This window comes from Nocardia sp. NPDC057668, from assembly GCF_042799795.1.
GTDB lineage: Bacteria > Actinomycetota > Actinomycetes > Mycobacteriales > Mycobacteriaceae > Nocardia.
Genome location: NZ_JBHVIC010000006.1, coordinates 184,537 through 203,649, shown reverse-complemented (window position 1 = coordinate 203,649; position 19,113 = coordinate 184,537). Strand labels below are relative to the sequence as shown.

13 protein-coding genes, 1 tRNA gene and 1 pseudogene are annotated in these 19,113 nt (G+C 67.5%); 7 read left to right on the top strand and 8 right to left on the bottom strand.

The window, feature by feature from the left end:
- From ACFVBH_RS31580 to ACFVBH_RS31565, 4 genes are all read right to left on the bottom strand, one after another.
- Entirely contained in the window at window positions 1-324 is a 324-nt protein-coding gene (locus ACFVBH_RS31580; RefSeq protein ID WP_354990919.1) for a hypothetical protein, read from the bottom strand.
- Window positions 325-326: 2 nt separating this feature from the next.
- Window positions 327-515 carry a hypothetical protein gene (locus tag ACFVBH_RS31575; RefSeq protein ID WP_379007251.1) on the bottom strand — a complete coding sequence of 63 codons (189 nt, stop codon included), beginning with the start codon at window positions 513-515 and terminating at the stop codon, window positions 327-329.
- 167 nt (window positions 516-682) lie between these two features.
- A complete protein-coding gene (locus ACFVBH_RS31570) occupies window positions 683-1,846 on the bottom strand; it encodes a helix-turn-helix domain-containing protein (RefSeq protein WP_379007249.1) in 1,164 nt (387 codons plus the stop codon).
- Between the two features lie 97 nt (window positions 1,847-1,943).
- Window positions 1,944-2,017, bottom strand: a tRNA-Gly gene (locus ACFVBH_RS31565).
- Window positions 2,018-2,337: 320 nt separating this feature from the next.
- Here ACFVBH_RS31565 and ctaD point away from each other — a divergent pair.
- From ctaD to ACFVBH_RS31550, 3 genes are all read left to right on the top strand, one after another.
- Window positions 2,338-4,167, top strand: coding sequence for a cytochrome c oxidase subunit I (gene ctaD / locus ACFVBH_RS31560; protein WP_379007246.1), 1,830 nt, complete (start codon window positions 2,338-2,340; stop codon window positions 4,165-4,167).
- 289 nt (window positions 4,168-4,456) lie between these two features.
- Window positions 4,457-5,035 (top strand): dCTP deaminase, encoded by a 579-nt coding sequence (dcd, locus tag ACFVBH_RS31555; RefSeq protein WP_354990923.1) that lies wholly within the window; start codon window positions 4,457-4,459, stop codon window positions 5,033-5,035.
- A 253-nt stretch (window positions 5,036-5,288) separates the two neighbouring features.
- Window positions 5,289-6,635 carry an Hsp70 family protein gene (locus ACFVBH_RS31550; protein ID WP_379007243.1) on the top strand — a complete coding sequence of 449 codons (1,347 nt, stop codon included), beginning with the start codon at window positions 5,289-5,291 and terminating at the stop codon, window positions 6,633-6,635.
- A 147-nt stretch (window positions 6,636-6,782) separates the two neighbouring features.
- Here ACFVBH_RS31550 and ACFVBH_RS31545 read toward each other — a convergent pair whose 3' ends face one another.
- Window positions 6,783-7,235, bottom strand: a complete 453-nt coding sequence (locus ACFVBH_RS31545) for a hypothetical protein (protein WP_379007241.1) — start codon at window positions 7,233-7,235, stop codon at window positions 6,783-6,785.
- 413 nt (window positions 7,236-7,648) lie between these two features.
- Between ACFVBH_RS31545 and ACFVBH_RS31540 the strand changes: the two genes are divergently transcribed.
- From ACFVBH_RS31540 to ACFVBH_RS31530, 3 genes and pseudogenes are all read left to right on the top strand, one after another.
- Entirely contained in the window at window positions 7,649-8,851 is a 1,203-nt protein-coding gene (locus ACFVBH_RS31540; RefSeq protein ID WP_379007238.1) for an XRE family transcriptional regulator, read from the top strand.
- Window positions 8,852-8,919: 68 nt separating this feature from the next.
- Window positions 8,920-10,170 (top strand): pyridoxal phosphate-dependent aminotransferase, encoded by a 1,251-nt coding sequence (locus ACFVBH_RS31535; RefSeq protein ID WP_354990927.1) that lies wholly within the window; start codon window positions 8,920-8,922, stop codon window positions 10,168-10,170.
- A 325-nt stretch (window positions 10,171-10,495) separates the two neighbouring features.
- A pseudogene (locus ACFVBH_RS31530) lies at window positions 10,496-11,758 on the top strand (YibE/F family protein); the annotation flags it as partial.
- Between the two features lie 865 nt (window positions 11,759-12,623).
- On the opposite strand, the gene ACFVBH_RS31525 reads toward ACFVBH_RS31530, so the two are convergent.
- From ACFVBH_RS31525 to ACFVBH_RS31515, 3 genes are all read right to left on the bottom strand, one after another.
- Complete coding sequence (locus ACFVBH_RS31525) at window positions 12,624-13,481, bottom strand: lytic polysaccharide monooxygenase (protein WP_354990928.1); 858 nt, start codon at window positions 13,479-13,481, stop codon at window positions 12,624-12,626.
- A 228-nt stretch (window positions 13,482-13,709) separates the two neighbouring features.
- Window positions 13,710-14,471: a copper homeostasis protein CutC gene (locus ACFVBH_RS31520; protein WP_379007234.1), complete on the bottom strand. Its 762-nt coding sequence runs from the start codon at window positions 14,469-14,471 to the stop codon at window positions 13,710-13,712.
- 159 nt (window positions 14,472-14,630) lie between these two features.
- Window positions 14,631-17,966 carry a (Fe-S)-binding protein gene (locus tag ACFVBH_RS31515; RefSeq protein WP_379007231.1) on the bottom strand — a complete coding sequence of 1,112 codons (3,336 nt, stop codon included), beginning with the start codon at window positions 17,964-17,966 and terminating at the stop codon, window positions 14,631-14,633.
- Between the two features lie 438 nt (window positions 17,967-18,404).
- Here ACFVBH_RS31515 and ACFVBH_RS31510 point away from each other — a divergent pair, with 438 nt between their 5' ends.
- Window positions 18,405-19,037, top strand: coding sequence for a hypothetical protein (locus ACFVBH_RS31510; protein WP_354991377.1), 633 nt, complete (start codon window positions 18,405-18,407; stop codon window positions 19,035-19,037).
- The last annotated feature ends 76 nt before the right edge of the window (window positions 19,038-19,113 follow it).

Sequence of the window (19,113 nt, the reverse complement as noted above, 5' to 3'; positions counted from 1 at the left end):
TCAGCCTTCCGTCGTGGTCGTCGGCGGTGTCCGCGGATAGGTGCGCGCGGGTTCGATCGTGAGAACGTCGGCGACCTCGGTCAGCGCCGTGGGCACGATCGCGGACTCGAGGTGGTCCAGGCTCGGGGTGATGACCGCGTCGACGCCCAGGCGGTCCAGCATCACCCGGATGCGATGGATGCGGTCGTCGGTCCTGTCGCTGAACGCCGCGATCTTGCGCAGGTCGTATCCCGCCATCGCTGCGGCGTAACGGATTTCGGTCTCGTGTCGCCGCTGCCGGGCGCCGGCCAGGTCGCTGCGCAGGTAGCCGATCGCCGATCGCATCCTCACCACCTCCCGGCAGGGAGGAGGCGCTCGGCCTCGGCGGCGAGCCGTGCGCGGATGTCGTCCACCGAGACGGCCGCGCGATGGCGGCCCGTCCCGGCGGAGTGCGCGGCGGCGCTCGATCCGGCAGAACGCAGTGCGGCGAGGATCGTCGCGATGGCGATCACTGCGGCCGAGAGAATCAGTTCCATATCCGGTGCCCTCCGATCCTTGGGAATGCGGGCGCCGACGAGTGGTCCGAGGCGGTTTGCCGATTCGGCACCGGGCGCTGGAAAAAGGCTCGCATCAGGGGGCATCCAAGAAAATGACGCTTCCGGCTCCTGTCAGCCGAAAGCGTCATTCCTGGGACGAATGTGAACTAGTACTCCAAACGAATCTTGTCCGCGAGATCGCGCATCTCCGGCGTCAAAGTGCGCCGCTTGGTGATGATCGACGACATCACGTCACGTGCATACCGTTGCTGTACAAGCCATTCCGGCGCGTCGCTCCACGTCCGCTGTAGCACCGCCATGGCTTCGCCGTACTGCCCGAGTTGGCTGTGCGCACTGGCGACGTCGAGCCGATGCCGAAGCCGGCTGGCCGCGACGGGCTGCAGCGTTGCCACCGGAGTCTGCTCGGCGATCGAAAGCGCAAGCGCTGCCCTGCCTTCGAGGGCGTAGCCTTCGGCGGCGATGTGCGCCACGGTGATCGGGCCGAACGTGCGCACGGTCGACGCGTCGGTGTACACCTCCTGGCCGATCCTGGCGGACGCCGCGCGTGCGAGGTTCATCGCGTCCTCGGCGTCGCCGGTCGCGTTGTCGCGCAGGGAACAGTTCGCGACGTACAGCCACATGCGGCCCCATACCGACAACTCGGCGGTCGTCGCCCGCGAGAACCGCGGTTCGATCTCATCCGCCCATCGAATGGCCGTGTCCCGGGCCTGAGCGATCTTCCCCTGCCGCAGCAGAACCCACACCAGGGTGTTCGCCGCCGCTCCGGCGTCCATACGATCCTCGGACGCGTCGATGGCGCGATCGAGTGTTGCCTCGGCCAAGTCGAATTGGCGGCATTGCGTCAGCATCCACCCGGTCAGATTCAGTACACGTGATCGAATCGTGCGCCCCTGGCCGTCGATGTCGTCCGTATCGCGCAGTAGTCCCGGTAACCGGGCGGCGACTTCGCCGTACCGGTGCGTGCCGAGCATTCCCCGCAGGCTTTCGAGATCGGTGCGCACCCCGATTACCGAGGCGGGGCCGTCCGCTTCCGGGAATTGCCCGATCAGCGCGCGGCGCACCGAGGTCCAGGCCGCCTCGGTTTCGACGTCGGCGTACTCGGCGTCGCCACCGTCGGCCAGGGTCGATGTCCGGACCCGCAGGGCCACGGCCATTTGCCGCAGGGCGTACTGCCGCGGGTTGTATTCGCCGCGTTCGATCGCGCGCAGCTGTGACAGTGAGACATCCGGGCATCGCTCGGCCAATTCGCTCTGCGTCAGCCCGCTCCGTTTGCGTGCGTTCCGCACGCGTTCTCCGCAGTCCAGACCCATAGCCCGAGGCTACGACTCATTCGGTGTCGCGTACAGCGAAGTGCCGATCCATGGAAAACGCCCCGGCCGGGAAATCCTGGCCGGGGCGTGTATCCGGTGGAGCCGATGACGGGAATCGAACCCGCGCCATCTGCTTGGGAAGCAGAAGTTCTACCATTGAACTACATCGGCATGTGCGTCTGGACGCGTCCGCGACTCTATCAGACGCGGGGACGCGGAACGCAACTCTTTACGCGTCGAAGCTGGTCCAGAGGGTGGCGGAGGGCGCAGAGGGGGCGCGGGCGACTCGGAGCGCTGGGCCGGGAGCAGGTCGTGTCGGGGGCGGCGCGCCGGGGGCGGGTGAGTTGTTTCGCCGAAGTAGGGGGTTCGGTTTCGTCTCGGTCTTACACTGGCTCGCAGGGTTGAAAGCCCGTCCACCACAGGGACTTTGGGTGCGCTGAGGGTTAGCTGACGTGTGTCTCGGTCTCCTGTTCGGGGGTCGAGGAGGACACATGACCGCCGTGCCGTCGCAGGATGTCCCGAAGCTGAAGGCCGCGCGGCCCTATCCGCCCCGTATGGGGCCGAAGGGCTCCTTCCTGTGGAAGGCGGTGACGACCACCGACCCCAAGGTGCTGGGGATCATGTACCTCTGCACCGCGATGACGTTCTTCCTGATCGGCGGCCTCATGGCGCTGCTGATGCGCAGCGAGCTGGCGCGCCCGGGGATGCAGTTCCTCTCGGCCGAACAGTTCAATCAGCTGTTCACCATGCACGGCACGATCATGCTGCTGTTCTACGCCACCCCCATCGTGTTCGGATTCGCCAATGCGGTGCTGCCCTTGCAGATCGGCGCACCGGACGTGGCGTTCCCGCGCCTGAACGCCTTCAGCTACTGGCTGTACCTGTTCGGCGCCACCATGGCCACGGCCGGCTTCATCACCCCGGGCGGGGCCGCCGATTTCGGCTGGACCGGATACACACCGCTCAGCGACTTCACGCACTCCCCGGGCGTGGGCGCCGACCTGTGGATCATGGGCCTGGCGGTCTCCGGCGTCGGCACGATCCTGGGCGGCGTCAACATGATCACCACGGTGATCTGCCTGCGCTGCCCGGGCATGACGATGTTCCGCATGCCGATCTTCACCTGGAACATCCTGGTGACGAGTGTGCTTGTGCTGCTGGCCTTTCCGATCCTGACCGCCGCGCTCCTGGCACTGGCCGTCGACCGGCACCTGGGCGGGCACATCTACGACGCGGCCAACGGCGGGGTGCTGCTGTGGCAGCACCTGTTCTGGTTCTTCGGCCATCCCGAGGTGTACATAGTCGCGCTGCCGTTCTTCGGCATCGTGACCGAGATCTTCCCGGTCTTCAGTCGCAAGCCGCTGTTCGGCTATTCGACGCTGGTCTACGCGACACTCTCGATCGCCGCGCTGTCGGTGGCGGTGTGGGCGCACCACATGTACGCCACCGGCGCGGTGCTGCTCCCGTTCTTCTCGCTCATGACGTTCCTCATCGCGGTGCCCACCGGGGTGAAGTTCTTCAACTGGATCGGCACCATGTGGCGCGGGCAGCTCACCTTCGAAACGCCCATGCTGTGGTCGATCGGCTTCCTGGTGACGTTCCTGTTCGGCGGTCTGTCCGGCGTGGTGCTCGCGTCGCCCCCGCTCGACTTTCACGTGTCCGACACCTATTTCGTGGTGGCGCACTTCCACTACGTGCTGTTCGGGACCATCGTGTTCGCGACCTTCGCGGGCATCTACTTCTGGTTCCCGAAGATGACCGGTCGCATGATGGACGAGCGCCTGGGCAAGCTGCACTTCTGGACCACGTTCTTCGGCTTCCACCTGACGTTCCTGGTGCAGCACTGGCTGGGCAACGAGGGCATGCCGCGCCGCTACGTCGACTATCTCCCGAGCGACGGATTCACCACCCTGAACACCATTTCCACGGTCGGTTCGTTCGTGCTCGGCCTGTCGATGATCACGTTCGTCTGGAACGTCTTCAAGAGCTACCGCTACGGCGAGCTCGCGACCGTCGACGATCCCTGGGGCTACGGCAACTCCCTGGAGTGGGCGACCACCTGCCCGCCCCCGCGCCACAACTTCTACGAGCTCCCCCGCATCCGCTCCGAACGCCCCGCCTTCGAACTCCACTACCCCCACATGGTGGAGCGCATGCGCACCGAGGCCCACGCCGGCTGGGGCAGCCGCCCCCACAAATCGGTCGAAGCCACCGAAGCCACGGTCCTGGAAGACTCCGCGGAACCCCCGGCCCTCGAAGACTCCGCCCCCGAGGATCGCCCCACCTCGGACAAGGAAAGCCCCACCCTGGAGAAGGAATAGCCCCAAGACCACTCGCGCCCGCTGCACCCTGGCCGTGGGCGCCACGCCCACCCCGCCGCCTCGGCACCCAGACCCGAAAGGTGTGGCACCTCCGCATCAGGCCACCTGCGCATCAGGCCGCGTCCCCATCAGGCCGCGTCCCTTCCCCGCCCACCGGCCGCAAGGCCGCGGCCCGTCTCGTTCTGGACTGAGCGGAGCGGGGGAGCGAAGCGGAGGAGCGGAGGGAGGGAAGAACGAGACTTCAGGGGCCGCGGCCCGCCCGCAGCGAAGCGGAGGGCAAGATATCCCAGTGCTGCTTTCTGATCGCGACATCCGTTCGGAGATCGCCGCGGGGCGTCTCGGGCTCGACCCGTTCGACCACACGCTGGTGCAGCCGTCGAGTATCGATGTGCGGCTGGACAGTTTGTTCCGGGTGTTCAACAACACGCGGTACACCCATATCGATCCCGCGCAGCGGCAGGACGAGCTGACCACGCTGGTGGAGCCGACCCCGGGCGAGCCGTTCGTGCTGCACCCGGGTGAGTTCGTGCTGGGCTCCACCCTCGAGGTGTGCAGCCTGCCCGACGATCTGGCCGGTCGCCTCGAGGGCAAGTCGAGCCTGGGCCGGCTCGGCCTGCTCACCCATTCCACGGCGGGCTTCATCGATCCGGGTTTCAGCGGGCACATCACGCTGGAGCTGTCGAACGTGGCGAACCTGCCGATCACCCTGTGGCCGGGCATGAAGATCGGGCAGCTGTGCCTGTTCCGGCTGAGCAGCCCGGCCGAGCACCCGTACGGCTCGGCGGCGGCGGGCTCGAAGTACCAGGGCCAGCGCGGCCCGACTCCGTCGCGCGCGTATCTGAATTTCCAGTCCGTCAGCGGCAACTGAACTGCCTCGTCCCTGCCCTTCGCGGGGACGATCGCACGCGTATTCCGGGTCCCGGCACGGTAACTCGCGTCCGGTCTGCCCGCTTGCGGGTGTACGTAACGCTCGGCACGTCGTAAGGTGGCCCCGACAGGTACAGTGACCACATCGTGATGTTGTGGTTCCACCGCTCCGCGCCCGGTTGTTCCGCGGGCGATTCGCAGGTGGCCCCGGGCCGCTCGCGGTTCGGTGAGCGGGGCAACGAAATGGGCAGCAGATGAGTTCGGTCTTGGGAGTTTCGGTGGGGTCCGGCGCCGTTCGCGTCGCGCGTCCGCTGGCGAACTCCCCCGAGCACCCCACCGCCGAGAATTTCGACGTGCAGGCGGTTCCGGTCGGTGCGCGCCGGGTCGAGGAATTGGCGGCCGACGCCGTGGGGTCGATCCTGGCCGCCGATCCGCACATCGTCGCCACCGCCATCGCCTACCGCGACGAGCAGCACGCCCGCGCGATCCGCGCCGAGATGGCGCGCAGGCAGTTCACCAACTACGAGCTCATCCCGGATGTCGTTGCCGCCCTGGAGTTTCTGGAATACTCCGGTGAGCTGCAGGGATACGGCACCGTGGCGCTGTACGACCTGGGCGCGTCCGGGCTGTCGGTGAGCGTGGTCGACACCGGTTCGCGCCAGATCAACATCACCGAGCGCACCAGCGACATCAGCGGTGACTACCTGGATTCGCTGATCCGCGAACAGCAGATCGCCTCCGGCCGGATCGCGCATCCGCCGGACGCGGCCGGCCTGGCCGAGCTGGATTCGCTGTGCCGCCAGGCCAAGGAGCAGCTCTCCAGCAGCAGCGCCGTCGCGCTGCCCTCCACCGAGGGCCTGGTGCTGTTGTCGCAGGAGAACTTCGAGGCGTTGATCATGCTGGCCGTCGAATCCTCGGCGCGCATGACCCGCGATGTCATCCTGCGGTCGGAGCAGCCGGTCCAGGCCGTGGCCCTGATCGGTGGCTGCGCCCAGATTCCCCTGGTGGCAAGGGTTTTGCGTCGCTGGCTGGGCGTTCCGGTGATCGTTGCGCCGGGTCCGGGCAGCGTCGCCACCCGCGGCGCGGCCCTGCTGGCGCGCCCGGTGCGCCAGCGCGCGGCGAACACGCCGTTCCCGAACGCCTTCGAGGACGCGCTGCCGATGCCCGCGCCCGCCGCGCCGTCCTGGCGTTCGCGGCGCACCGATCCGACGACCGGCCCGGGCGAGAAGTTCAGCCGCCGCCGCGAGATCAGCGTGGCCGGGGTCGCGGTCGGCGCACTGGTCGTGGTGGCCGCCATCGGCGTCTCCATCGGCTGGGGTCCGCAAGTGCTGGAACACGATTCGCAGAGCAGTGACGCCGCGTCCAGCTCGGTTCCCCCGACGACCACGCGCACGCCCGCGGTCGAGGCCACCACCGCGCCCCCGGCCACCAGCGACGCCACCAACGAGTCGCTGGCCGCCCCGCCGCCGCGCCAGGCGACGACCACCACCGAGGCGGCGCCGCCCGCGCCCGGTCCCAACACCTTCACCATCATTCCGGGCCTGCCGCCGGTCGTGGTCCCCACGTTGCCGCCGCTGTTCCCGCAGCAACCCGCGCCGTAACCGATTCCCGCTGATCGGGCATATCGCCCGTAAAGCCTGTTGTTCCAGCCGTACTCACCCGCCGAGTCCGCCCCGTCGACTGCCAGAAAGGGGCGGACTCGGTGGATTCCGGCGCGCGCCTGCGCCGGTGCGAGGGCCGGCTGCGTTTCAGTCCTCGCTTCCGCTTCCCACCGCCAGAGCTGTCGTGACTATCACCGACAGGGGTGGGAGTTGAAGTTCTCGGGTGGGAGGTACCACCCAGTGGCAGCCCTCCCGCGTCCACCGGCCGAGGCCGGTGGGCAGCATGACCGCGCTGCCGACGGCGGGTATGCCGACGTCGAGTCGATTGAGCGCCTCCATGATCTGCACGCCGGGCCGCGAATCCGGTTCGGCCAGAAAGCTCCAGCGAATCTGGCGCGCCAGCATCGGCCCGGTGCGCCGGTGCTGATGCAGTGCGGTGCGGACCTTTTCGGCGCGGGCGACGGGCAGATGCACCACGGCGACATGACCGGTCACGGGCAGCATGACGAAGCCGCCGCGCTCGGCGACCGGGAGACCGGTTTCGTGCCGGTAGTACGACACCCAGTCCTGCACCGTTCTCAGCTTGTCCGCGTTCAACACCCGCTCCCTTACCTCCGCCTCCAGGGTCGCGGTTCTTACGGACGGGTGGGTATGCCCGCACACCCGCCTTACACTGCCCTTTCGCTGCCTCTATTGCCGACGCGTATAAAGCCTGGTACCAGCTGGGTTTCGGCTGTGGCCGTGGCCGGTTCTCGCTCGTACCCTGGACATCGGAGTTCGTTCGGAAGGATGACATCGTGGTCCGGCAGTGGTCAGGTAAAGAGGCCCGTGCCCTCCGCGATGCCAAACGAATGAGTATTCGGGAGTTCGCAGCACATTTGGGTGTGCACGAACGCCTGGTTTCGAAGTGGGAGGCCGGGGGGAATCGGGTACATCCCCGTCCCGTCAATCAAGCCGCTCTCGATACTTCCCTCGCCAGGTCCGACGAGATCGTTCGGGCACGGTTCGCGGCATTGATCGACCAGCCCCTGATCGATCGGCCGTCCGTGCCGGACTTCGATGCGCGCCAAGGAGGTTCCCCCACCGGGCAACCCACCGCGGCTGCCGCCAGCTATTCCAGCGACGCGGAACTGCTGGCGCTCGTGGATTCGGGTGCGATGCGGGGTGATGCGTTAGCGGCGATTTCGGAGAGGGATCTGATCATGGCGGCTGCTCATGAAGCGAGCGACCATGCCGGCAGAGCGGAGAGCACCAACGTGGGAGCGACCATGTTGGAGCAGCTCGACGCCGACGTCACGCGAATCGCGAACGACTACGTGCACGTGCCACCGGTGCCGATGATGGTGGAGATGCTGCGGGTGCGCCGCCGCGTCTACCGGTTGCTCGAAGGTCATCAACGCCCGGCCGACACCGGGCACCTGTATCTGCTGGCCGGGACGCTGTCCGGATTGCTGGCCAACGCCAGCACCGATCTCGGCTACGTCGACGCCGCCGGCGAACAGGCAAGGGCCGCTTGGGCGTACGCGGAACTGTGCGAGCACAACGGATTACGCGCCTGGACCCGCGGTATGCAGGCGCTCATCGAGTACTGGTCCGAGCGCCCGCGGCGCGCGGTGCTGCTGGCCCAGAGCGGTCAGCAGTACGCGGAATCGGTGACGGCGCGGGTGCGCCTGCACAACATCGAGGCCCGCATCTGGTCCAAGCTGGGCAGCGTCGCCGACACCGAGCGCTGCATCCGCGCGGCCGAGGCCGCCCGCGAGGGCGCCGCGGGCAACGACGTCCTGCACGACGAGGTCGGCGGCGTGTTCGGGTTCAACGAGCCCAAGAGCCACTACTACGCCGGGGCGACCTACATCCATCTCGGCCAGGCCCAGCCCGCGCTCACGGCGACCGAACGGGCCATCGACCTGTACGCCAACGGGCCCACCGAGCAGCGGTCCTACGGCGCCGAGTCGCTGGCGCGGGTGGACAGCGCCGCCGCGCACCTGATCAACGGCAGCCTGGACGGCGCGGCCGAGGCCCTGCAACCGGTGCTGCGCCTGGACGAGGACAAGCGCATCGCCCAGTTGGAGGAACGCCTGACCGGGCTGCGCCAGCGCCTGATCCGCCCGGAGTTCCGGGAGGCGGGCGAGGCCCGGCGGCTGGACGAGCGGATCGAGGAGTTCTGCGGCACCACCGCGGCCAAGGGCATGCTGCCCCCGGACGCCGGGCGGTAGACGGGCCGGTGGGCGGCACGCGGCCGGGTCCCGGGGTGGCGGGAACGCGGAACTGGCACGATGGTCGGGTGAGCCCTTCCAGTCACCTACCGCACCGGTCCCCGCGCGTCTTGGAGCAGTCCACCAAGCTCCAGAACGTCGTCTACGAAATTCGGGGTCCGGTACACGCGCACGCGGCACGGCTGGAGGCGGAGGGGCACCGCATCCTCAAGCTGAACATCGGCAACCCCGCGCCGTTCGGGTTCGACGCGCCCGATGTGATCATGCGCGACATGATCGCGGCGCTGCCGTACGCGCAGGGCTATTCCGAGTCCAAGGGCATACTGCCCGCGCGCCGGGCGATCGTCACCCGCTACGAACTGGTCCCGGGGTTCCCGGAATTCGATGTCGACGACGTCTACCTGGGCAACGGCGTCTCCGAGCTCATCACGATCACCATGCAGGCGCTGCTGAACAACGGTGACGAGGTGCTGCTGCCCGCGCCGGACTACCCGCTGTGGACGGCCATGACCAGCCTGGCCGGCGGCACGCCGGTGCACTACCTGTGCGACGAGTCCAACGGCTGGCAGCCCGACATCGCCGACATGGAATCGAAGATCACCGACAAGACCAAGGCCATTGTCGTGATCAATCCGAACAATCCGACGGGCGCGGTGTATTCGACGGAGGTGCTGCAGCAGATCGTGGATCTCGCGCGCAAGCACCAGCTGCTGCTGCTCGCGGACGAGATCTACGACAAGATCCTCTACGACGACGCCAAGCACGTCTCGCTGGCGTCGCTGGCCCCGGATCTGCTGTGCCTGACGTTCAACGGTTTGTCCAAGGCGTACCGGGTCGCGGGCTATCGCTCGGGCTGGCTGGTGATCACCGGTCCGAAGGATCACGCGGAGGGGTTCCTGGAGGGCATCTCGCTGCTGGCCTCCTCGCGCCTGTGCCCGAATGTGCCCGCGCAGCACGCGATCCAGGTGGCCCTGGGCGGGCATCAGAGCATCGAGGACCTCATCCTGCCCGGCGGCCGCCTGCTCGAACAGCGGGACGTGGCGTGGGAGCAGCTCAACACGATCCCAGGTGTCTCTTGTGTGAAGCCGCGCGGCGCGCTCTACGCCTTCCCTCGACTGGACCCGGAAGTGCATGAGATCCACGACGATTCGAAGCTGGTGCTGGATCTGCTGCTGCAGGAGAAGATCCTGATGGTGCAGGGCACGGGCTTCAATTGGCCGCATCACGACCACTTGCGGATCGTCACGCTGCCGTGGGCGCGGGACCTGTCGGTGGCCATCGAGCGGTTCGGTAACTTCCTGGCGGGCTACCGTCAATAGGGTTGAACTGGGCATTTGACCAGTGGCGCACAAGTGACACGGCCGAAAACAAACCGCTGGTACGAAAAAGTTCGGTTTTTAGAGACTTAGCTAGCGCAAAGAACCGCCTTTTGTGTACAGTAGGCCTTGGCACTCAGGTGCCCGACCGGACCGCCTACCCCCCCTGGGCCGTCCGGTCCTGGATTGGCAGGCCTACCCCCCCTGGGCCGCCGATCCCCGGGCGGCGGAGACATCCCCCTGCTCTCCGCCGCCCCCTCCCACTTCTCCGTCCCGCCTCGGGACAGCCCTTCGTACTTCGAGAACGATTGTCGTTTAGGCTCCCCGAGTGAGCGATCACCATCATCATTCCCACGACCATTCGGGACCACTAGCGATCGGCGCGACCGCCGCCCGCGTGGTCGTCGGCTTGCTCGCCGTCATCGGCGTGCTGGTCGTGGCCGGTCTGGTATGGCTGTGGCCCAGTGCGCAACAGGTCGACATCCCGCTGCCCATGCAGAGCGCGGGCGGCGGCGCGGTCACCACCGAGGGCGGCACCGTCGTCATGCAGGACATCGGCGCCTGCGGCAGTCCGTCGATCGGCCGGGTCTTCGCCGACGAGCCGCTGCCGCCGCGGAACAACTCCTACACCTGCGAACGCAGCATCATCACCATCGACTCCGGCCCGCACGAGGGCAACAAGACCCTCTTCGAAATCGCCAAGGGCCCGGGGCAACCGCAGCTGCACGTCGGGGATTCGCTGCGCATCGTGCGGCAGACCGACGCCAGCGGCGCGCCCATGTACTCCTTCGACGACTACGCGCGCGGGCTGCCGCTGACCATCATCGTGATCATCTTCGCGGTGGTGATCATCGCGGTGGCGCGCTGGCGCGGCCTGCGGGCGCTGATCGGGCTCGTCTTCGCCTTCGGCGTCGTCGTAAAGTTCTTGCTCCCAGCACTTTTGGACGGCAAACCGGCGATCCCTGTCGCGCTGGTCTCCGGCGCGCTCATCCTCTACGCGGTGCTGTATCTGGCGCACGGGGTGAATCTGCGGACCAGTTCGGCGCTCCTGGGCACCCTCGCGTCCATGGTGCTGGCCGCGGTGCTGTCCTGGGTCGCCCTGGAGATGACCCATCTGACTGGATTGTCCGAAGAGCAGAACACCAACGTCGCCACCTACCTGCAGCACGTCAGCATCACCGGATTGTTGTTGGCGGGCTTCATCATCGGCTCGCTCGGTGTACTCAACGACGTGACCATCACCCAGGCGTCGGCCGCCTTCGAGCTGGCGGCGCTGGACGAGAAGGCCACGCGCCGCAGCATTTTCGGCTCCGCCATGCGGGTGGGCCGGGACCACATCGCCAGTACCGTCTACACCCTCGTGCTCGCCTACGCCGGTGGCGCGCTGCCGTTGCTGCTGCTGTTCAGCGTGGCAGGGCGCTCGATCAAGGACGTGCTCACCGGCGACGCGGTCGGCATCGAGATCGCGCGTTCCGCGGTGGGCGGCATCGCGCTCGCCCTCTCGGTACCGCTGACCACGGCCATCGCGGTCATGCTGGCCCGGCCGTTCGGCCGCAAGCCGGCGCCGGTCCGCTCGGGTGCGGGCGCCCGCCGAACGGCGGGCGCACGAGCCGGCGCCGGTACGAAACGCCCGCTCGCGGAGGGCGGAACGGGCGCCACCGGCGGGTCGCGCCGCCCGCGCGCCACGGGTGCGGGCGCACCGTCCACCGGTGCGTCGCTGCGCAAGGACCGGCCCGGCGCCGGATCGTCGCCTTCGGATGCGCCGCAGGCGAATCCGCCGTACGCGGGTCCGGGGCCGAATCCGGACCAGCCGCCGGCGCCCTGGTCCCTGCGCGCGAATTCGGCGGCGGGCAGTCCGGAGGATGTCACCGACCCCAGGCACCCGATCACCGGCGGGTATCCGAGGCCGCTGCCGCCCAACCCGATTCAGCCCCGGCCGGCCGGGGGTGCGCCGAGCGACTTCGATCCGTGGAACTCCGCGCCCGGACCCGGTGCGGGCGAGCGCCCGGATCGCGGTGCGGGCTGGGGACCGGGAAGCGATGCGGCTCAGCCGAATACGCCGACGGACCCGGATGATCCGCCGCGACCGCGCGGGGGCAGGCACTCCAGGCCCTGATCGGGGCTTTCGTTCGAATCGTCCGATTCGCATCCGGCGCTGCGGCACGTGGCGGGTACGGGCGGGCGGTGCGAACGCCGAATTCGCTGACACGCTGGGCGTGTGGAAGCGGACGGTTGGGGGTGTGATCGAGTACGGTGACCGTGCGGTTCGAGTTGCTCTGCAATTGCCAAGAATTCCGGTTCATCGTGGTGCCAGGTTCCGGGTCCGGAGCGATGCCCCCCGCATTGCGTTCGCGGCTCACCGGCGTCCGGTAAATCGGCGCGAAAGCTGCTGCGAGAGTGGTGTTCCGGGGTTGGATCACCACTCTCGCAGCGTTCTCACCGGGCCGGGCGGGCGATCAGAGTCGCTGCCACAGCGCCGGGGTCGCGGTCGGCATCCAATTCGGGTCGTACACCGTGTGTGCCTGCCGGCACCGGTATCGGTTGCCCTGATAGGTCACCACGTCACCGACGGCGTACTTGCCGCCGACCCGCCATTCGTCGCCCGCCGGTTTGTCCGTGGTGGTCGGGATCGTGGTCGTCGGATGGTGGTGGGTGGTGGTCACCGGCGGCTGCGTGGTCGCGGGCGGCGTGGTGACCGGGGGTTTGGTCGTGACCGGCGGCTTCGTGGTGGGCGGCACGGTCGTGGGCGCCGTGGTCACCGGCGGCGTGCTGGGACGCGTTGTGGTGGGCGGGTTTCCGCCGCCGCCGCCGATCTGCACGTCCACGCACGAGTAGAACGCCGCGGCGGTGTCGCCGATGTTCCAGATGGCCAGCAGTTTCTGGCGGCCGGTGAAATTGCCGAAGTCGATCGTGTGCGAGGTGCCCTGCGCGGGCTGCTGCATGTTGCCGTCGAACACCGCGAGCCGGGTGTCGCCGATGTAGTACTCCCAGTTCAGCGTCCGGTGATTGGCGGTGAACGTCCAGCTGAAAGTCGCTGTCTTTCCGACGGACTGGACCTTCCAGGGCTTGGAATCGTCGTCCAGGTCGGCGAACTGGCCGAGGTTCGCGCTGCAATTGCGCAGGCCCTTGGGGCCTTCCACGCTCTGCGGTTCGTACTTGATGGCGCCGCAGGACACCGTGCCCGCGGCACACTGGGCCTGTCTGCTGAAGGTCGTGATGTAGCCGTGCGCCTGGGCGTCACCGGCGGGCAACAGTGCCAGAATGGGCGAAATGCCCAGGGCGGCCCCGACAATGGACAGTCTTCTACTAACCACGTGAAACTCCTTGCGAGAGTGAGGCAGCGGGGGGCCCGCACGCTGTCTCGTGACATAGCTGTGACGTGATCTGGATCACTTTGAAGCAGAATCGTGCTCTAAAAGATATGGTTCGGCAACGCTTTGGTCAAGCGTCCTAGCTCAGAAGATCGAAAATTCGTTGCGCACAGCAAACTTCGGTTCGCGCACAGCAAACCTGACTCGTAAGTAGCTGGGAAAACGCTGAATTCAGACCGTCGAGCGCGCCGCCACGCAGAGCGCCGACACGCCGTCGGCATCGGTGACGAAATGATCGAAGCCGCGCGGTGCGCCGAATTCGGCGAAGGAGACCTCGGCATCGGGATGGGGCAACTCCGGGACCGGAACGCGCACGGCGGCATGCAGATCGCGCACGTGCGTCAGCTCGATCACGCGCCGGGCGTTGTCGGCGCGCACGCCGCCGCAGGCCATCACGTCGATGCGCCCGTCGGCCAGGTTCACCAGTTGCGTGATGAGCGGTACGCCGTCCAGCACCGAGTCCTGCCGGCCGGACGTGAGCAGCCGGGTGAAGCCCGATTCCAGCAGGAGGTCGAAGCCCGCGAAGGGATCGGCGCAGACGTCGAAAGCCCGGTGACAGGTGACCTCGAGACCGTCCGCGGCGGCCAGTAGCTCGGCGTTGGCCGAGGCGTCCAGATTTCCGCGCTCGTCCAGCACCCCGATCACCACGCCGTGCGCGCCCACCCGTCGTGCGAGCTCGATATCGGCGCGCATGATCGCCACTTCCTCGGCGGTGTACCGAAAGTCGCCCGGGCGCGGCCGAATCAGGACGTGGACCTCGGTGTCGACGACCTCCAGCACCGCTGCCTCGATCAACGCCGCACTCGGTGTCAGTCCGCCCACAGCCAGCCCGGTGCACAACTCGACGCGATCCGCCCCCGCCGCCTCCGCGATCCGCACCCCGGCCAGCGACTCCACGCCGATCTCCACCCGCACCGCCCGCGTTTCCGTCATACCTTGCAGTATGGGCGAAAACCCGCCCACGCGTTTGCCAACGATTAACGACGACTGGCTGAAGATCAGCATTCGGTGCGGTGTCCGGGCGGGCGCGCGAAAACGCGAAGGGCGCGCTACCGGGGTGGTAGCGCGCCCTCGACGGTCAGGCGGTGCGGGTCAGTTCTTCTTGCCCGGGGCCTTCATACCGGACTTGAAGCCGAGCCCACCGGGCTTGGCGGCCGGGGGATTGGCCGCGCCGTTGCCCTCGGTGCCGTTCGCCTCGGTGCCGTTGGCGGCCGAGGTGCCGTTGGTCTCGGGAGCGGTGGTCTCGGCCGGAGCCGCCACCTCCTCCGCGACCTCTTCGACCGGAGCCGAAGTAGCCGGTGCCGCAGGCGCTTCGGCGGCCGGAGCCGCCGGAGCGGCGGGAGCGGCCGCGCCGGGCGCCTTGGTCGTGGGCCGCTTGAGGCCGGACTTCATGGCCAGGCCCTTGGGCGCGATGGACGGCTTGGCCTCGGCGGGAGCCGCCGATGCCGGGGCCGCATTCGCGGGTGCCTCGGCGGCCGGTGCCTCGGCAGCGGGTGCCTCGGCCGAAGCAGCGGGAGCCGCCGGAGCGGCGGGAGCCGCTGCGCCGGGAGCCTTGGCGGTGGGCCGCTTGAGGCCGGACTTCATGGCCAGGCCCTTGGGGGCGATGGACGGCTTGGCCTCGGCGGGAGCCTCGGCGGCCGGAGCCGCGGTGGCCGGGGCTTCGGCCGCAGCCGATTCCGCCGGAGCCGCAGGGGTTTCCGCCTTCGCGCCGGGTGCCTTGGCGGCGCCCTTCATCGCCAGACCCTTACCGGGGGCCTTCGCCGGGCCCTTCATGGCCAGACCCTTGACCGGGGCAGCCGGAGCCGTCGATGCCTCGGGAGCCGTTGCCGCGGACTCAGTTTCGGCGGCGGCGGGGGCCGCGGCCTTCGCGCCGGGGGCCTTGGCCGGGCCCTTCATGGCAAGACCCTTGCCACCGGGAGCCTTGAGTCCGCCCTTCATGCCCAGGCCACCCTTGGCCGGAGTCGGCGCGGCCGGAGCCTCCGCCGAATCGGTTGCCGCGGGCGCGGTCTCGGCGGCGGGAGCCTTCGCACCCGGAGCCTTGAGACCACCCTTCATCCCCAGACCCTTGCCACCGGGAGCCTTCAAGCCGCCCTTCATGCCCAGACCGCCACCGGTGGGTGCGGCCTTGGCCTCGGCCGGAGCCGCCTCGGCCACAGCCTCGGGCTCTTCGACCTTGGGGACCTGGATGACCTTCAGGTTCTCGGTCATCGCGGCCGCGTCGATCCGGTCGATCGACTGCAGCATCAGTTGCGCGACGTCGACGACCTCGACACCCTGACCGACCTCGCCACCATCCTTACGGGCGGTGACACCGTCGGTGAGCATGACGCGGCAGAACGGGCAACCGGTCGCGATCATCGACGGCTCGTTACCGCCGTTCAACGCATCCAATGCCTCATCGACACGGTCGACGTTGATGCGCTTACCGAGCTGCTCTTCCATCCACATACGAGCACCACCCGCGCCACAGCACATCGACCGCTCACCATGGCGCGGCATCTCCAGCAGCTTCGAACCCGAAGCCTCCATCAGTTCACGCGGGGCGTCGTAGATCTTGTTGTGCCGACCCAGGTAGCACGGGTCGTGGTAAGTGACGTTCTGCGCGACCGGGGACACCGGGATCAGTTTCTTGGCCCGCACCAGACGGTTCAGCAACTGCGTGTGGTGCACGACCTCGTAGGTGCCACCCACCTGCGGGTACTCGTTGTTCAACGCGTTGAAGCAATGCGCACACGTGACGACGATCTTCTTCTTCGCCTGCTCCACACCCTCGAACAACGAGTTCAACACCTCGATGTTCTGCATCGCCAACTGCTGGAACAAGAATTCGTTACCCGCACGACGCGCCGAGTCGCCGGTGCAGGTCTCTTCCTGGCCCAGCACCATGAACTTCACACCCGCGGTGGCCAGGAGTTCGGCGACGGCCTTGGTGGTCTTCTTCGCCCGGTCCTCGTACGCGCCGGCGCAACCCACCCAGAACAGGTACTCGTACCCGTCGAAGCTGTCGGCGTCCTTGCCGTAGACCGGGATCTCGAAATCGACCTCGTTGATCCAGTTCAACCGGTCCTTGGCGTTCTGACCCCACGGATTGCCCTTGTTCTCCAGGTTCTTGAACAACCCGGCGAGCTCGGACGGGAACTCCGACTCGATCAACACCTGATACCGGCGCATGTCGATGATGTGATCGACATGCTCGATATCGACCGGACACTGCTCCACACACGCACCACACGTCGTGCACGACCACAACACCTCGGGATCGATGATCCCGTTCACATCCTCGTGCCCGACCAGCGGACGCTCGGCCTCCGCGCGCGCCTCGGCCGAAATCTTCGCCAGCGCGGCCTCGTTGGGCTTGCCCTCGGCGTCGACGAGACCGATCTCGTCGCCGCCCATGTCCTTGCGGCCGCCGGCCAGCAGGTACGGGGCCTTGGCGTAGCCGTGGTCACGCAGCGACATGATGAGCAGCTTGGGGGACAGCGGCTTGCCGGTATTCCATGCGGGGCACTGGGATTGGCAGCGGCCGCACTCGGTGCAGGTGGTGACGTCGAGGATGTCCTTCCAGGAGAAGTCCTCGAATTTGCCGACGCCGAAGGTGTCGTTGTCCGGGTCCGCGGTCTCCATGTCGATCGGCTTGCCGCCGGACATCATGGGCTTGAGCGCGCCCAGCGCGACGTCGCCGTCGGCCTCGCGCTTGAAGTAGATGTTCGGGAACGCCGAGAAGCGGTGCCACGCAACACCCCAGGTGACATTGCGGCCGACCAGCAGCAGGAACAGCGCGCCGGAGAGCAGCTTGATGAGCGCGAAGATCGAGACCATGGTCGGGCTCGCGGGCAGCAGCTTGGCGACCTGCTCGGTGAAGAAGTCGGACCAGGTGGTGGAGTGCCCGTAGGTCGCGATCTTGCCGGCCTTCACGAAGATCATGCCCAGGCCCTCGACGAGCACGATGGACTCGATCACGTAGGCGGGGGCGAACTTCGAGCCGCTGAAGCGGGACAGGCGCTCGGGCTTACGGGGGTGGTTCAGCTGGCGAATGATGATCAGCGTCACGATGCCGATCACGGTGCCGATGCCCAGCACCTCGTCCACGAAGTGGTAGATGCCCCACGAACCGATGATGGGCCAATGGAATTCGGGGTTGAAGACCTGGCCGTAGGCCTCGAACCAGAGGATGAAGCCGGCCAGGAAGCCGATCATCACCAGCCAGTGGGCCCAGCCGACGGTGCGGAACTTGTTCATGCGCGTGTGCGCGAGGAACTCGACCAGCATTGTCTTCAGACGCGGGACGAACGGCCGCCACCGGTCGGGTGCGGACTGGCCGACCATGATGGTGCGCACGATGCTGCGTGCGCCGCCGATCAGCGATGCCCAACAGAAGATTGTGAGCACCGCCCCAATCGTGCCCAGTGTCACTGTCAGGGCATTCATGTCGCGACCTTTCTACCGGTTCAACAAGCTCTCCGAGGGCGGACGGGTTCCGTCCTGGTGGCTTGTATCCTAACGAACAGTAAGTTACTCGCCGGTAACTTAGCTGTCCAGCGTGTTCCCACACCGTAAATCCCGGCAAATCCGGAATGAAACAAAGGGCAGGCTTACTTCGAAACCTCTTCTGATTCAGGGTGAAAGCAATCTCGCTTCAGGAGGTTGCTTCGACTAAGCTCACGTCGTCCGAAGTCTGTGCGCATCTTCACATGCTCGGGGAGAGTTCGCCGTTTCGCGCGTAGGCAGGGCCTGAGGGAAGCCAACGGGCCTCGCGTGGCGAAGATGCGGACAGCGGATTACCTGATGACGGATTGGAAAAACCGAATGAAGTTTCGCAGCACCACTGCGGCGGCTGCCTTGGTCATCGGCGCAATGACCATGGGGATGACTTCTGCCCACGCCGATGAGCCCGCCCCCGTGCTGGACGTGCAGGCGAACGCGGGAATCAGCTACTCGACCAAGCTGGTTGACGGCAAGAACGTCGTGTCGACGTTGAAGAACGGCATCTTCCAGCTGGAGGAGCAGCCGGGCCTCACCCCCGAGGACCCGAAGACCACCCTGGTGAACGTCAAGGACACGCAGGGCGCCACCGTGATCACGTTCCCGCTGGCCTACAACGTGGCCGGGGTGACCATCCCGGTCAAGTCCGAGATCAAGGAAGACGGCCGCGTTCTCGAGATCGTTCCCGAGAAGCCGGCCAACTTCACCCCCGGCACCGCGACCCTGGTCGCCAAGCCCATCGCGTCCGCCGAGGAGAACCAGCGGGCCATGGGTAACTTCTCCACCCAGTTCGGTCTCGCGACCGGCATCGGCTCGTTCATCGGCGGTGCGGTCGGCGCGGCTGTCGGCTGCGTCGTGACCATCGTCGCGGGCTGTGTCCCGGGTCTGGTCGCGGGCTTCGGCATCGGCGGCATCCTCGGCACCATCGCCGTGGGTGGCCCGGCGCTGCTGGCCAGCGGCGTCGAGCTGATGGAGACCATGCAGGCGCCCGACGGCACCTCCCGCTGGGCGAAGTAGTCCGGCAGCAGTTCGGTAACAGCGCGTCTCGGCCCGCCCGCTCGTCGGGGCGGGCCGTTCGTGTTCTTCCGGGGCC